This window comes from Nonomuraea rhodomycinica (genome assembly GCF_013363995.1).
GTDB lineage: Bacteria > Actinomycetota > Actinomycetes > Streptosporangiales > Streptosporangiaceae > Nonomuraea > Nonomuraea rhodomycinica.
Genome location: NZ_JABWGO010000005.1, coordinates 168947 through 183445, shown reverse-complemented (window position 1 = coordinate 183445; position 14499 = coordinate 168947). Strand labels below are relative to the sequence as shown.

Genomic DNA, 14499 nt, shown 5'->3' with positions numbered 1-14499 from the left:
ATGAAAGCAGCCCCTGACGCCCAGAAGCGACTCCTCGACCTGGCCGAGCTCGACTCCGTCGCCGACCGGCTCGCCCACCGTCGCCGCACGCTGCCCGAGCTGGCCGAGATCGACGAGCAGTCCAAGCGCTACGCCAAGCTCGCCACCGAGGTCATCGAGGCCGAGACCGAGGCCGGTGACCTCGCCCGCGAGCAGGCCAAGGCCGAGGGCGACGTCGACACCGTGCGCGCCCGCGCCGAGCGGGACCAGAAGCGGCTCGACTCCGGCGCCGTGACCTCGCCCAAGGACCTCGCGAGCCTCCAGTCCGAGATCGCCTCGCTGCACCGGCGCCAGGGCGACCTCGAAGAGGTGGTGCTGGAGATCATGGAACGGCGTGAGGCCGCCGACAGCAGGGTCGCCGACCTGCGCGGCAAGCTCGACGAGGTGGCCGCGACCCGCGCCGCCGCCGAGGACCGCCGCGACGCCGCGCTCGTCGAGATCGACAAGGAGGCAGGCGAGACCGCCGGCCGCCGCGCCGCCGTGGCCGGCGACATCCCGGCCGACCTGCTCGGGCTCTACGAGAAGCTCCGGGAGCAGTACGGCGTCGGCGCCGCCATGCTGCGCGGCGGCCGCTGCCAGGGCTGCAAGGTCGCGCTGTCCATCGCCGAGATGAACCGCATCAAGGCCGCTCCCCACGACGACGTGCTGCGCTGCGAGGAGTGCCGCCGCATCCTCGTCCGCACCGCCGAGTCGGGCCTGTGACGTCGTACGTCATCGAGGCCGACGGCGGCTCGCGCGGCAACCCGGGGCCGGCCGGCTACGGCGCCGTGGTCCGCGACGCCTCCGACGGCCAGGTGCTGGCGGAGGCGGCCGAGGCGATCGGCGTCACGACCAACAATGTCGCCGAGTACCGCGGGCTGATCGCCGGCCTGCGCGCCGTCCTCGACGTGGCTGGCGAGGGGGCGTCCGTGGCGGTGCGCATGGACTCCAAGCTGGTCGTCGAGCAGATGGCCGGCCGGTGGAAGATCAAGAACGAGGGGCTGCGCCCGCTCGCCGTCGAGGCGGCCGAGCTGGTGCGGCGGTTGCGCGTGACGGAGTGGACGTGGATCCCGCGCGCCCGCAACACCCACGCCGACCGCCTGGCCAACGAGGCCATGGACGCGGCAGCCAAGGGCCTCACCTGGACCCGCTCCGCCTCCCCGGCCGACGCCTCCGGTGCTGCTGCGCCATCCCCTGGTGCCGGGTCCGGCGCTGCCGTGGCGTCTCCCGGTGTCGCGTCCGGTGGTGGTGCGGCGCGGCCCGCCGGCCGTTCCGGGGACCAGACAGACCTCCTCGACCTCTCGGCCCCCACGGCGTCCGTCGTCGCCGAGCAGCGAGGTCAGGGCGGCCGGCCCGAGGGCGTGGGCACCGGCTGGGCGCCGCCCACCCGGGTCGCCACGTCCCTGCTGCTCCTGCGCCACGGCGAGACCCCGCTCTCGGTCGAGCGCCGCTTCTCGGGGCTCGGCGACCCCGAGCTCACGCCCCACGGCCTGGCGCAGGCCGCGGCCGCCGCCGAGCGGCTGTCCCGCCCGCCGTACCGGCTGGACGCCATCGTGAGCTCGCCCCTCTCGCGCGCCCGCCGCACCGCGCAGGCGGTCGCCGACATGAGCGGCCTGGCCGTCGAGGTGGACGACGACCTCAGGGAGACCGACTTCGGCGCGTGGGAGGGGCACACGTTCACCGAGGTCCAGCGCCGGTGGCCGGAGGAGCTGAAGCGGTGGCTGGCCGACTCCGACGCGGCGCCGCCGGGCGGCGAGAGCTTCACCCAGGTTGCGGAGCGCGTCCAGCGCGCCCGCGACCGGCTGCTCGAACGCTACGAGGGCCGTACGGTGCTGGTCGTCTCGCACGTGACGCCCATCAAGACGGTGCTGCGGCTCGCGCTGATGGCCCCGCCGGCGGCCCTGTACCGGATGCACCTCGACGTCGCCTGCCTGTCGCTGGTCGAGCACTACGCCGACGGCGGGTGCGTGGTGAAGTCGTTCAACGACACGGCGCACCTTCGCTGAGCCGCGGTTCAGCGGTGGCACGAGAACCGTTCCCCGGCAGGGACGATCTGACGCGGGTCCGGGGATCCTGAAGCAGGTCCGGTCCCGCCACAACGCCTCGGTGGGACCGGCCCCCTGACCGATCCCATGACCGCCAGGGCAAGATGGGGCCATGCCGACCCATGTCGCGTTCCTGCGCGGAATCAATCTCGGCTCGCGGCGGCGGGTGTCGATGGGCGACCTGCGCGGCTGGCTGGGCGAGCTGGGCTGCGCCGGGGTGAGGACCTTCCTGACCAGCGGCAACGCCGTCTTCGACAGCGACGAACCGCCCTCCGCCCTGGGCCCGCTGATCGAGGCCGGGCTGGCGGAGCGAGCCGGGTTCCCGATCGCCTGCGTGCTGCGGACCGCCGCCGAACTCCGCGCTGTCGTCGAGCGCGACCCGTTCGGCGACGTGGCGGTCGACGGCACGCGCTACCTCGTGTCCTTCCGCGCCGCCCCGGTCCCGCCGCCGGCCTTCGCCCACACCGACTTCGAGCCGGAACGCTTCCACTTCGACGAATACGAGTCCTACTTCTGGCTGCCGGACGGCATGCGCAATTCCAAGCTGCTCGCCGCGGCCGCCAAGGCCGACGAGGGCACCGCCACGATGCGCAACTGGAACACCGTCACCCGGCTGCTCGCCGTCGCCGAGACCGTTCCGAACGGCTGACCGTCCCGAACGGGAAGGCGACGTCGGCCACATGCTCCGCCGGGCCGGCCGTGTCCCAGTTGGGATGGTAGATCTCGCGCGCCGACAGGCACTGCGGCAGGTCGCGGTCGTCGAGCCAGACCCGCAGCGCGTCGTACACGGGCAGGATCGCGGGATGGCCGCAGCGTTCCTTGGCGACCATGATGTACGCCTCGCGATGCGCCGGCTCCAGCCGCAGCCCGATCCGGCCGGCCGGCTCGATCGGGCTGTCGGTGGGCACGCAGACCTCGACCGGCCCGTGGGAGTCCTGGCTGACGGTGCCGTGGAAGACGGCGAACGGGGGCCCGGACAGGCAGCCGCCGGCCGCCGAGAGGTGGCCGAACAAGGTGGCCGAGGCCGCGGTGATGAAGCCCGCCAGCGAGGCGGCGTCCACGTGGCCCTGAACGGAGATGACGCGCTGCTCGGGGACGTCGCGCTCGCGGACCTCGTACGCGCCTGCGCCCTCTTCCAGGAAGACGCCCCTGATGTAGGCCAGAACGGACTGCTGGGCCCGCCACTCGGCCTCGCGTCGCCCCCAGTACTCCGCCACGGCCTGCGCCGCCTCCGGCCCCGTCAGCCGCAGCACCCGGCCCACCTCCGCCAGAGGCATGCCGATGGCCCGCAGCAAGGTGATGCGCCTGGCCAGCGCCAGCTGCGGGCGACTGTAGCGGCGGAAGCCGGTGCGGGGGTCGACCTGGGCGGGCGGCAGCAGGCCTTTGGTGTCGTAGAGCCGCAGCGCCTTGACCGTCAGGTTCGAACGCGCGGAGAACTCCCCGGTAGTCATCAGATCGGGCACGAGGCCCAGTATGGTGACTGCCCCAAGGGCAGAGGCAACGTCGCGGTGACGCCGCCCGGTGACGCCGCCCGGTGACGCCGCCCATCGTGCCGGGACTGGCGATGCCGGGCGCTTTGGTAGGGTCACAGGCAGACGAGCCGGCCGGGCGACCGCGTCGAGCCCTTCGCGGGGCTCGCCGAGGAAGGTCCGGGCTCCACAGGGCAGGGTGGTCGGTAACGCCGACCCGGGGTGACCCGCGGGACAGTGCCACAGAGAACAGACCGCCTCCCGTCCGCGGGAGGTAAGGGTGAAACGGTGGTGTAAGAGACCACCAGCGCCCACGGTGACGTGGGCGGCTCGGTAAACCCCACCCGGAGCAAGGTCAAGAAGGGACGCTCTCCGGAGCGTCCCGCGCGCGACGTTCGAGGGCTGCCCGCCCGAGCCGCGCGGGTAGACCGCTTGAGGCCGCCGGCAACGGCGGCCCTAGATGGATGGTCGCCCCTTCGGAGACGAAGGACAGAACCCGGCCTACAGGCCGGCTCGTCATTCCCACCTCTCCGGCCGGGGGCCGAGGGCTCACGACGCCTTCGCCCTCAGTTCGGCGAGCGACGCCCGCACGCATTCGCACCGCGCGGCCAGGCCAGTCGATCTACGATTGACGCCTTATGCGACGAAAGACACCCATACTCGCCACCGTCTTCATGATGTTAACGACGGTCTTACCGCTGTCGGCGCCCCAGGCGGCCAGCGCCGCGGACGACGCGGGAAAGCGCGGCATCACCTGGGGGCCCTGTGAGGAGGAGCCCACCGTCGAGTGCGGCACGCTGGCCGTGCCGATCGACTGGTCCAAACCGCGCGGGGCCACCGTGAAACTGGCGCTGGCGCGGCGTAAGGCCACCGATCCGTCCGCGCGGATCGGCTCCTTGCTGACCAACCCCGGCGGGCCCGGCAACTCCGGGGTGAACGACATCCTGCGACCGTCCGGGTTCAGCGAGGACGTACAGCGGCGGTTCGACATCGTCAGCTTCGACCCCCGGGGCGTGGCCCGCAGCGGCTCGACGACCTGTACGGCGTCGGTGTACAACGAGATGCCGTACCCGGTGATGAACAGCCAGGCCGACTACGACAAGTGGGTGGCCTTCGATGCGAAGCTGCACGCCGACTGCCGCAAGCAGACCGGCCCGCTGTACGACCACCTCGACTCGGTCAACGTCGCGCGGGACATGGACGCCATCCGGGCCGCGCTGGGCGAGGACAAGCTGACCTCCTACGGCGTGTCGTACGGCACGCTGGCCCAGCAGATGTACGCCGAGATGTACCCGAACCGGATCCGGGCCATGGTGCTGGACAGCAACATGGACCACAGCCTGAACGTCAAGGGCTTCCAGGTGACCGAGGCGGCCACCGTCCAGGACAGCTTCGAGGAGTTCGTCGCCTGGTGCGAGCGGGACACCGACTGCGTCCTGCACGGCCGCGACGTCAAGGCGCTGTGGAAGAGGCTGCTGGAGAAGGCGGACCGCGGCGAGCTCTACTGGCCGGGCTTCACCGACCGCCCGGTGAGCGCGCACAACCTCCTGTGGCTCGGCGTGGTGCTCAACGAGGCTCCGGCCTGGCGGCAGGAGGCCAAGGTGCTGCTCGCCCTGGACGGTGGGCCGGTGCCGGACGACATGGGCAACCCGCCCGGCAACGGACCGGTGAACGGTGAGTTCGCCGAACTGCCGACCGCGATCCTCTGCCAGGACTGGAACCTGTCGCTGCGCGACTACGCCGAGTACGCCGACGTGATGCGCGCCTCCAACGCGGTGGCGCCCGACCTGCGCTACAACCCGATGCCGATGGGTGACATGCCGCTCTGCCAGGGCCACCAGGTCCCGGTCAACAACCCGCAGCACCGGCTGCGGTACCGGGGGAGCACGCCGCTGCTGGTGGGCACCTCCATGCACGACCCCGACACGCCGTACGAGTGGTCGGCCAACGTGGCCCGCCAGCTCGGCCCCAGGGCCAGGCTGCTCACATACGAGGGCTGGGGCCACGGCATCTACGGCATGACCCAGTGCACCACGGAAGCGATGGACGACTACCTGATCTCGCTGACCGTGCCCGCACGCGGTGCCCGCTGCCCGGCGGAAGAGCCGCAGGGCTGAAAGCGGACGGTGCCGAGCTGACATCCATCAGCTCGGCACCGGGCTGGAAAACAGTTGGACGTGATCGCGGGTCCGCTGATAGGTTTCCGCGAACCGTGACAGGCACGCGAGGAGGTGAGACCCATGAACGCTGTATCGATGTGGGTGCTCCCCTCGTCGTCACGGTAAGGCGATTCGACGTAGGTGTCGCCCGGGAGCGCCGCAACAGGGCAATCCCGGAAGGTGACACCTCATGGAATCTGTGCATCTCACCGCCCGTGGCGACGGGCAGGCCGTGACGATCGAACGCGTCGCCGACGGCTCATGGCAGGCCGTGGAGGACGACCAGGTGGTCGGCCGCGGCGACCTCTCAGGCAGGCCCGACGGGCGGATGTTCGTCAGCGTCGACGCCTGGCACTGCGCCGTCTTCGACCGGCTCGCCGGCGCCATGCTGGCGGAGCTGCCGAGGCCGCTGTACACGCTGGTCGACGAGGACGACCTCGACCTGATCTCCCATTGGGAACGGGCCGGGTTCACGGCGCGGCGGCGCGAGTGGGAGTGCCTCGTGCCGACCGACCCGGCCCTCACGGGGCTCGGCCCGGCGCTCCCGCCGCCGGGGGTGACCATCGGGCCGGCGGAGGACGGCCCGCTGCGGGTGCTGGACCGCGTGATCCGCGACGAGGTCGAGGCCGCCGTCGGCTGGCGGGAGATGCCGGCCGAGGTGCTGCCCCGACCGGCCGCGCCGGACCTGTCGAGGTACACGGTGGCGGCCGAGGCGGGCGAATACGTGGGATTGGTCCGGTTGGCGGCGGTCACCAGACAGCCGCGGATCGGGCTGGTCGCCGTACGGTCCGGCCGCCGGCGCCGCGGGATCGGGCGGGCGCTGCTCGCCCGGGTACTGGACGACCTGCACCGCCGCGGGATCGAGGCGGCGTCGGCCGAGGTGAACGAGTCCAACACGGCGGCCATGGCGCTGTTCGAGGCCATAGGTGCCCGCCGTACGGGCAGCAACCTGGAACTGGTGCTGAAAGGAAGTGAACGACATGGCTAGAACAGCAGGCGGCATCGAAGTCGAAGGCACCGTCACCGAGTGCCTGCGCAACGCCACCTTCAGGGTGGAGCTGGAGAACGGGCACAAGGTGCTGGCCCACATCAGCGGGAAGATCCGCAAGAACTACATCAAGATCCTCCCGTTCGACCGGGTGCTGGTGGAGCTCAGCCCGTACGACCTGAACCGCGGCCGGATCCTCTACCGCTACCGCAACTGAACCCCCGGCCCGCCATCCGCGGGTTACGGCAACCGGCCTCCCACGGGCCGAGCAGAGGAAGCCGCTCCGCTTTCGGCCGTGACCGACACGCGCCTCATCCAGCGCCCCACGGCGCCTCCTCCAGCGCCCCGACGGTGCCCGTTGCGGGGGCCACCGCGCTCCTGGTCTCCACGCCGGTCTCCACGCGGTCCCCACCTCTCCACCGCGACGCTGCCACGCCGGTAGTGGCCCGGGAGGAGCCGGGCGCCGCGGCACCGTCAGCGGGCGGGCGCGCTCCACGGATGAGGGTGGAGCGGCCGTGTGGCAGATGGGTGGCGATGGAGAGCCACCGCGTCTTGTCCAGGGTCGCCCAGCCAGGCCGGACGACGCGTGAGGCGCCGTCCGAGAACCTCTCCGGCTCGGATCCGGCTGACCGTCAAGCGATGCCCGGGGAGCGCGGCCGTCCGGGGCCGGCAGCGCTGCCCGGCACCGCCGGACCGACACCTTCAGCCAGGTCCGGCGTGGGCCGGCAGCGCTGTCCGGCACCGCCGGATCGACACGCTCAGCCGGGTCCAGCGGCCGGACCGGCCCTGCCAGAGCGGCTCGGGATCGGCCACGCCGTTCCGGTGCCGGAACTGCCCGAGTCGTGGCGTCCGGCGCGGTGGGCGCTGCGGCTCACGGCAGAGGGCACGGTAGGGGAGTGTGAGGTCGTGAAGCGCATCTGGCCGGGTGAGACCGGAGCGCCACCCGGTTCGAGTCACATCGGACTCGTCACCATGCGACCGGGCCGAGGGACAGGCTCACGAGCCCCAGAACTTCACTTCTGGATATTCGGCCGAGGGACCGTCCAGGACAGGGCGGCGTTCGCCGCGCAGATGCGTGTCCAGGAAGGCCGTGACGTACGCGCGGGTGATCCGCAACGAGCGCTCGCCGTCGATCGGCGACGCCGGCAGCCCGAGCTGCGGCTGGAGCACCGCGTAGTCCACGAAGCTCATGTGCTCGGCCCCCGTGACCGTCAGCCAGCGCTTCCAGCCGCCCGTCACATGGGGCCAGAACGTGTCCCACGAGCCCGGCTCGCCGCTCGTGCTCGGCTGCTGCCGCGGGTTGCCGATCATCATGAACGGCTTGCCGATGTCCTGGGCCGGGGTCTTGGGGTTGTACGAGCCGTCCAGGTTGACCGCGGCCCGGACACGCCGGCTCACGGGCAGCAGATGGGCGGCGCTCTGCCCGCCGACCGAGTGACCCACCATCGCGATCCTGCGCTCGTCGATGAGGCGCTTCCAGCGCCCGGCCTTCGCCAGCCGGTCCAGCACGAACTCCGTGTCGGCCGCCCGGACCCGCGCCACCTTCTCGCCCAGTTCGGGCGTCTGCCCGCCTTTGCCGGCCTCGAACGTCGCGGTCCTGCCGTCCGGGAGCGTGGTCGCCACGGCCTCGTACGTGTGCCCGATGCCCGCGACCACGTACCCCCTGCTCGCGAACTCCTCGGCCAGCGACGTCAACGTCGCCCGCGGCAGCGTCATGCCGGGGGACATCACCACCAGCGGCCTGCCGCCCTTCCGGCCCAGCGCGGGCGCGTCCGTCGTGGCGTACGTCCTGGTCTTCGCGAGCGTGTCCGGCGGCAGGTCCTTCAGCTGGGGCACGCCGCGCAGGATCAGCTCCGACTCCTGAGGCGTGACGTACGGGGCGGGACTGTCCGCCGCCTTGCGCGCCGGATACCAGACGGACACCATCAGCTCCCGGACCTCGCGGTCGGGCACCCAGGGATCGGGGCGGCTGGAGTCGACCAGGTGGAGAGTCGAGCGTCCGACCGGGTGCGGACCGGTCGGGCGGGGGAGGGCGGGTGTGACGGCGACCGTCACGGATGCCTTGGAACGGGGTGAAGCGGACGCGGCGGCCGGGGCGGCGCCCATGAGCGTTGGGGTGCCGATGCAGGTGAGCGCGAGCATAAGGCCAGCGACGGCGTTCTTGTTCATGCCGCCCACCTTGCCGGGGAACCAGGCGGCACCGTATCCGGCGAAAGAGACGGAGCACGTTCGACTTTCGTAGGGGGTCGTCCGGCCGGACCGCCGATAACCTCGGGCCATGACGTACGGCGACGGAAGCGTTATCGAGCGCATCACGCCGTGGGCGCTCGGTGGGGTGGTGTCCGCGCTGTCCATGGCCTCGGCGACGGGCAGCGTGGGCGTCGCCTCGGGGCTGCCCTGGCCGCTGCTCGCGGCGATGGCTGCCACCTCGGGCGCCGCCGCGGTGTTCGCGGCACTGGCCGAGCGGATGCCGCCGCACGCGGGCAAGCCGATGTCGCTGCACGCGGGAAACGGGGTGTCGCTGCACGGGGATGAACGGACTTCGGTGCAGGCGGGACCGGAGGTGTCGCTGGACGAGGATGAACGGACGCGCCCGCACCCGGATACCGGGACGCGCCCGCACGCGGATACCGGGGCGCGCCCGCACGCGGATTCCCGGACGCGTCTGCACGCGGACACCCGGGCGCCGCTGTCTGCGGACGACAGTGCGCTGCTGTCCGCGGACGACAGGACGCTCTTGCGGGCTGATGGGAGAACGTCGCGCCACGCGGGCGGGAGGCCGTGGCATCACCTGGGGGGAACGCCGTGGCGCGACAGGAGTGGGGAGCCGTCCCGTCGCACGAATGGGGAGCAGCCGCGTCAGACGAGCGGGCGTCGGTTGTGGCCGCTCGCCCTGGTGGGTGCGGTGTTCTATGTGTGTCTGGTGATGTGGCCGGCCGCCGCCGCGGCGTCCTACTACGCGGGCACACGGCTGCGCGGGCGCGCACTGTTGCTGTACTGCGGGGGAGCACTCGGAGTCCTGGCCGCGGGCGGTGTCGTCTCCCACCTCGCGGGCGGCTACCGCATGCTGGTCGCGGGCACCCTGCCCAACGTGGTCGTCATGGGCGGCGCGCTGCTGGGCCTGCCCCTGATGGCCGGCCTGTGGACGCGGGCGCGCAGGCAAGTGATCGACGCGATGCGCGAGCAGGCCGAACAGCTCCGCCGCGAGCAGGGGCTGCGTGCCGATCAGGCACGGGCACAGGAACGCGCGCGCATCGCGCGGGAGATGCATGACGTGGTCGCGCACCGGGTGTCGTTGATGGTGCTCCACGCGGGGGCGCTGGAGCTGCGCGCCCCCGACGAGTCCACGGCCGAGGCCGCTGCCCTCATCGGCCGCGTCGGCCGCGACGCGCTGACCAACCTGCGCGAGGTCCTCGGGGTGCTGCGCTCAGCGGGCGGTGTCTCACACGGGATCGAAGTCGCGGCGTCACAAGAAGGCGGTGCGGCGTCTTGTGAGGAGGCGGCTGTGTGCCGAGAGGGGAGTGCGGCGTCTTCTGCGGGGGTGACTGCGTCAAGAGAGGGCGGTGCCGCGCCATCCGTGGTGGTGCCGAGTGCGGGAGCATCCGGTCAGGTAGCAGGGTTGCGGGCTGTGTCCGGTGAGGGGGTAAGTGGCCTTCCGACTGCGCCGATCGATGGCGTACCGGACTATCACCCCACGGCCAACGATCCCGTACGGCGTGATCACCTGACGGGCGGTGCGGAACTCCATCCACAACCGACCCTCGCCGACCTCGACCGGCTGCTCGACGAGTCGCGTGCGCTGGGCGTCGCGGTCAGCCGTCATGACGAGGGGGAGGCCCGTCCGCTGACGTCCACGATCGAGCGCACCGCCTACCGCGTCATCCAGGAGGCTCTGACCAACGCTCACAAGCATGCGAGTGATACCAGGATCGACGTGTTCGTCCGTTATCTGCCTGCAGATCTTGAGGTGGTGGTGCGCAACACGGCACCGTCCGTGTCCGGCCGTGGGCGTCCGGATGGCGGAGTGCCGCATGGGAGGTGTCCGGGTGCCGGTGGTGGGTTTCCGGGGTCCGGGTGGGGGCTGGTCGGGTTGAGGGAGCGGGTGGAACTGGTCGGAGGCAGCCTGGTGGCCGGTCCCCACGTCGAGGAGCCGGTCAAGGAAGGGAGCCAGCCCGGGGAGCTGGTCTGCGATGAGGTGGGGTTTCAGGTGCTGGCGCGGATACCGGCTCCATGATCCGTGTTCTGGTGGTCGATGATGAAGAGCTCGTCAGGTCCGGATTGCGCATGATTCTGGAGGCGGCGGGCGACATGGCGGTCGTCGGTGAGGCTCGGGACGGCGATGAGGCCGTGTCCGCCGCCGCCCGGCTCAGGCCCGACGTCGTGCTGATGGACGTCCGCATGCCGGGCACCGACGGGCTGACCGCCGGCGCGCGGCTGATGGCGGGGCCGCGAGCGCCGAAGCTGATCATGTTGACCACGTTCGACCTGGACGAGTACGTCCACGAGGCGCTGCGGGTGGGGGCCGTGGGGTTCCTGCTGAAGGACACGCCGCCGCGTGACCTGGCCGCCGCCGTGCGCACGGTCGCGGCCGGGCACGCCATGCTGTCGCCCACGGTCACCAAACGGGTGATCAGTTCGTTCGCCGACAGGACACCTTCCCGGGCGGAGGCCGCGCGCAACCGGCTTGCGACGCTGACGGCCCGCGAGGAGGACGTGATCAGGGCGGTGGCCCGCGGCCTGTCCAACGCCGAGATCGGCCGCGAGCTCAAGCTGACCGAGGCGACAGTGAAGGCTCATGTCAGCCGGGTGCTGGCCAAACTGAACCTGGCCAACCGGGTCCAGGCAGCCATCCTGGTCCATGATGCTGATCTGGGTTGATCGGGTGCGGTCTGTTGGTTTATGGCATGGCACCGGCTTGGGTCGGTCGGGTGCGGTCTGTTGATTCGTGACGCCGGCTCGGGTTGGTCGGGTGGGATCTGTTGGTTCATGACGCCGGCTCGGGTTGGTCGGGTGCGGACCGCAGGTTCATGACCCCATGCTCAGGTGCGTCGATTATTGCTAGCTGGCATGCGGGACGTCAGCCGGCATCCGTTCAAGATCACGTCCGGGCCGGCCTTCTTCGGATGGGTCGCGCTCGCCGACGGCGCCTACCGCTCCCGACCGGTGCCCCGGTGCTGGGCCGCTCGGGCGCTCTCAGTCTGATGCCGGCGCTCGCACTCGGGACGCGCAAAGGCACCGAACCGTAGTCCTTCATCGCCGTGCGCGCCTCTGCGTCGCATTTTCATCCACTGGGCAGGCGGCCCTTCGCCGGCCGGACGTCCCCTGGCCTGGATCGCCGTCCTCGTCATCGCGCCCTCCCCATGACGGCCAACGGCTTTAGAGGATGAGGAGTCCGAAGAATGGTCAGCACCTGGTACGTCACGAAAACACGTTGCGGCGGAACCGAGCGTTCCCTAGGGTCTCGCGCATGACAGGCTTCTGCATCTGCTTCATTCGCATCCGCTCCGGCCGGGCCCAGGCCCGCTAGGAGCGATTCCCTCCATCGCCTCCGGCGTGCCCGGGGCCCTTCGAGATCCCTTTTCTCTCGAAGACCCAGAAGGGCAACTGCTGTGGCGCAGTCTTTCGCATTCGGCGACTATTCCCACACTCAGAAGAAGACCGCCCAGAAGAAGGGCGGCGGCCGCACGCCCAGAGACCGGGCACGACGCGAGCTCTCCCAGAACTTCCTGGTCGATCGGCATGCCGTCGAGCGGATCGTCAAGGCGGCGGAACCCGCCGGGCTCGTCCTCGAACCCGGCTCCGGCGAGGGCGTCCTGACCACAGCGCTGGCCTCGACCGGCGCCCACGTCATCGGCTACGAGCTCGACCCGCTGCTCGCGGCCAAGCTGCGAGCCAGAACCCGTGACCACGCGGGCATCGAGATCGTGAAGGGCGACTTCACCGCGGCCCGGCCGCCGGAGGAGCCGTTCGCGGTCGTCGGCAACATCCCGTACTCGATCACCTCGAAGATCGTGGACTGGTGCCTGACAGCCGAGCACCTCACCTCCGCGACCCTCCTCACCCAGCTGGAGTACGCGCGCAAACGCTCGGGCGACTACGGGCGGTGGAGCCTGGTCACGGTGCTCAGCTGGCCGTGGTTCACCTGGGAACTGCTCGGCCACGTCGAACGGACCAGCTTCCGCCCGGTGCCCTCGGTCGACTCCGCCATTCTGCGCATCGACCGGCGGCCGGATCCGCTGGTCGTGGACGAGCGGGCCTACCGGGACCTGGTGGAGCTGGGCTTCACCGGTGTCGGCGGTTCGTTGCGGGCCTCGCTTGAGCGGCATCACCGACATGTCGCCCGGGCTTTCCGTGCCGCGCGCATCGACCCGGACACGGTCGTCGCCTTCGTCCATCCGGATCAGTGGATCACGCTGTTCCGGGAGCTGCACGGGTGACCGGGCCGCGGTTGTGCCGCCCCCCTCATCCCGTCTGATCCGCCCCATGGCCTTCGCCTGATCCGCCCCCGGCCTCCGCCCCCGGCCTCCGCCCCCGGCCTCCGCCCCCGGCCTCCGCCCCCGGCCTCCGCCCCCGGCCTCCGCCCCCGGCCTCCGCCCCCGGCCTCCGCCCCCGGCCTTCGCCTGGGCGGCCGCCCACGCGAAGGCTGGGGGCGCGTGGGCGGGGCCCGTTGCCGGGGCGTGTGGCCGGGCGCGGCCGCTGCCCCGGACGGCGGCGTGGCATCCTCGTGGGACATGCTGCGTCGGCCTCGGATGGAGGCGTGGTGCTCTCGTGGGAGGTGCTGCGTCGGCCTCGGATGGAGGCGTGGTGCTCTCGTGGGAGGTGCTGCGTCGGCCTCGGATGGAGGCGTGGTGCTCTCGTGGGAGGTGCTGCGTTGGCCTCGGATGGAGGCGTGGCGTCCTGGTGGGGCATGCTCCGCCGGCCCCAGGCAGAGGAACGGCTCCGCCTGGGGCCCTGCTGCTCGCGCGGATGAACACCCCGCCACGGACGCCGCCGGCTCCGTCGCCAGGCTGAGGGCCCGTCACTCGGCCGGTGGACGACGCGGCAGGGGTTCGCCGCCTACCGTCGGCGACGTGTTGAACGACCACGTGACCTTCCGCCGCCTCGCGGCGGGCACCCTGCTCATCGCCGCCCCCCTGCTCCAGGCGGTGGCGGTCATCGTCGACCCCGGCACCTGGGGCGACGACCGTGAGGCGGTCAGCTACGGCTCCAACCCCGCCCTCGCCCAGACCGAGTCCGCCCTCTATCACTGGAGCTGGATGCTCATGGCCGTGGCCGCCATCGGCCTCGTCCACCTCACCCGGCAGCGGGCGACCCGGCTCGGGCACATCGCCGGCGCCATGACGGTCATCGGCTACCTCAACCTGTCGGCCCTGCTGATGATGGACCCCGTCGAGTGGTGGCTCGGCCGGCACCATCCGCCGGAGCAGGCGCAGAAGATCCTCGACGAGATGCTCAACCTCCCGGGCGTGATCATCGGGTTCCAGATGCCGTGGGTGCCGCTCGGCCTCGTCGGACTGCCGCTGCTGACCGTCGCCGTGTGGCGGTCCGGGTTCTCCGGCTGGTGGGTGCCCGTGACGGTCGCTGTCGGCTACCTCGGCGCGTTCGCGGTCGACTACGGCCCGATCACCGTCGTGCTCTGGATCCTCCCCGTCGCCGGGCTCGGCGCGCTCGGGGTCAAGGTCCTGCGCATGGGCGACGACGCCTGGGCCGCCCTCTATGCGCGGCGAGGGGCGCAGGACACGCCTCCGCCCCTGCCGGTCCCCGAGAGCGGCGAGGACCGGCACCACGCGAGGTGACCCGCAGGACGCCCCGCCGGTACC

At 71.7% G+C, this 14499-nt stretch carries 12 protein-coding genes, 1 other RNA gene and 1 pseudogene; 12 read left to right on the top strand and 2 right to left on the bottom strand.

All coding sequences use genetic code 11. The features are described 5' to 3' along the window. The 3 genes from HT134_RS22355 (at nucleotide 1) to HT134_RS22345 (ending at nucleotide 2712) form a co-directional block, all read left to right on the top strand. Complete coding sequence (locus HT134_RS22355) at nucleotides 1-741, top strand: zinc ribbon domain-containing protein (protein ID WP_175602396.1); 741 nt, start codon at nucleotides 1-3, stop codon at nucleotides 739-741. Then, nucleotides 738-2024, top strand: a complete 1287-nt coding sequence (locus HT134_RS22350; RefSeq protein ID WP_175602395.1) for a bifunctional RNase H/acid phosphatase — start codon at nucleotides 738-740, stop codon at nucleotides 2022-2024. Before HT134_RS22355 ends, HT134_RS22350 begins: the two co-directional genes overlap by 4 nt. 151 nt (nucleotides 2025-2175) lie before the next feature. Next, nucleotides 2176-2712: a DUF1697 domain-containing protein gene (locus HT134_RS22345; protein WP_175602394.1), complete on the top strand. Its 537-nt coding sequence runs from the start codon at nucleotides 2176-2178 to the stop codon at nucleotides 2710-2712. On the opposite strand, the gene HT134_RS22340 is transcribed toward HT134_RS22345, so the two are convergent. After that, a complete protein-coding gene (locus HT134_RS22340) occupies nucleotides 2669-3526 on the bottom strand; it encodes a MerR family transcriptional regulator (protein WP_175602393.1) in 858 nt (285 codons plus the stop codon). The two genes, HT134_RS22345 and HT134_RS22340, sit on opposite strands and share 44 nt — an antisense overlap. Nucleotides 3527-3659: 133 nt before the next feature. On the opposite strand from HT134_RS22340, the gene rnpB reads away from it, so the two are divergent. The 4 genes from rnpB to infA all read left to right on the top strand — a co-directional run bounded on the left by rnpB (nucleotide 3660) and on the right by infA (nucleotide 6896). After that, nucleotides 3660-4052: RNase P RNA component class A (gene rnpB / locus HT134_RS22335), an RNA gene on the top strand. A gap of 157 nt (nucleotides 4053-4209) precedes the next feature. Continuing rightward, entirely contained in the window at nucleotides 4210-5649 is a 1440-nt protein-coding gene (locus HT134_RS22330; protein ID WP_175602392.1) for an alpha/beta fold hydrolase, read from the top strand. 232 nt (nucleotides 5650-5881) lie between these two features. Continuing rightward, a complete protein-coding gene (locus HT134_RS22325) occupies nucleotides 5882-6679 on the top strand; it encodes a GNAT family N-acetyltransferase (RefSeq protein ID WP_175602391.1) in 798 nt (265 codons plus the stop codon). Next, entirely contained in the window at nucleotides 6672-6896 is a 225-nt protein-coding gene (gene infA / locus HT134_RS22320) for a translation initiation factor IF-1 (protein ID WP_175602390.1), read from the top strand. Before HT134_RS22325 ends, infA begins: the two co-directional genes overlap by 8 nt. Nucleotides 6897-7675: 779 nt before the next feature. Here infA and HT134_RS22315 read toward each other — a convergent pair. Continuing rightward, nucleotides 7676-8848 carry an alpha/beta hydrolase family protein gene (locus HT134_RS22315; RefSeq protein ID WP_175602389.1) on the bottom strand — a complete coding sequence of 391 codons (1173 nt, stop codon included), beginning with the start codon at nucleotides 8846-8848 and terminating at the stop codon, nucleotides 7676-7678. A 937-nt stretch (nucleotides 8849-9785) separates the two neighbouring features. Here HT134_RS22315 and HT134_RS48305 point away from each other — a divergent pair. The 5 genes and pseudogenes from HT134_RS48305 to HT134_RS22295 form a co-directional block, all read left to right on the top strand. Beyond that, nucleotides 9786-10109 (top strand): annotated as a pseudogene (locus HT134_RS48305) (histidine kinase); the annotation flags it as partial. Continuing rightward, nucleotides 10098-10913 (top strand): sensor histidine kinase, encoded by an 816-nt coding sequence (locus HT134_RS48300; protein ID WP_446685762.1) that lies wholly within the window; start codon nucleotides 10098-10100, stop codon nucleotides 10911-10913. The pseudogene HT134_RS48305 and the gene HT134_RS48300, both read left to right, overlap by 12 nt. Next, entirely contained in the window at nucleotides 10910-11557 is a 648-nt protein-coding gene (locus HT134_RS22305; RefSeq protein ID WP_175602388.1) for a response regulator, read from the top strand. The genes HT134_RS48300 and HT134_RS22305 overlap by 4 nt, the downstream gene beginning before the upstream one ends. An 848-nt stretch (nucleotides 11558-12405) precedes the next feature. Next, complete coding sequence (gene erm / locus HT134_RS22300) at nucleotides 12406-13116, top strand: ErmE/ErmH/ErmO/ErmR family 23S rRNA (adenine(2058)-N(6))-methyltransferase (RefSeq protein ID WP_217708252.1); 711 nt, start codon at nucleotides 12406-12408, stop codon at nucleotides 13114-13116. Nucleotides 13117-13749: 633 nt separating this feature from the next. Beyond that, nucleotides 13750-14475 carry a hypothetical protein gene (locus tag HT134_RS22295; protein ID WP_175602386.1) on the top strand — a complete coding sequence of 242 codons (726 nt, stop codon included), beginning with the start codon at nucleotides 13750-13752 and terminating at the stop codon, nucleotides 14473-14475. Nucleotides 14476-14499: the final 24 nt, after the last annotated feature.

Bases quoted from the DNA above. Each gene is read 5' to 3' on its own strand.
- infA (WP_175602390.1), top strand. From the start codon at position 6,672: ATGGCTAGAACAGCAGGCGGCATCGAAGTCGAAGGCACCGTCACCGAG.
- HT134_RS22305 (WP_175602388.1), top strand. From the start codon at position 10,910: ATGATCCGTGTTCTGGTGGTCGATGATGAAGAGCTCGTCAGGTCCGGA.
- HT134_RS22325 (WP_175602391.1), top strand. From the start codon at position 5,882: ATGGAATCTGTGCATCTCACCGCCCGTGGCGACGGGCAGGCCGTGACG.
- HT134_RS22330 (WP_175602392.1), top strand. From the start codon at position 4,210: ATGTTAACGACGGTCTTACCGCTGTCGGCGCCCCAGGCGGCCAGCGCC.
- HT134_RS22315 (WP_175602389.1), bottom strand. From the start codon at position 8,848: ATGAACAAGAACGCCGTCGCTGGCCTTATGCTCGCGCTCACCTGCATC.
- HT134_RS22355 (WP_175602396.1), top strand. From the start codon at position 1: ATGAAAGCAGCCCCTGACGCCCAGAAGCGACTCCTCGACCTGGCCGAG.
- HT134_RS22345 (WP_175602394.1), top strand. From the start codon at position 2,176: ATGCCGACCCATGTCGCGTTCCTGCGCGGAATCAATCTCGGCTCGCGG.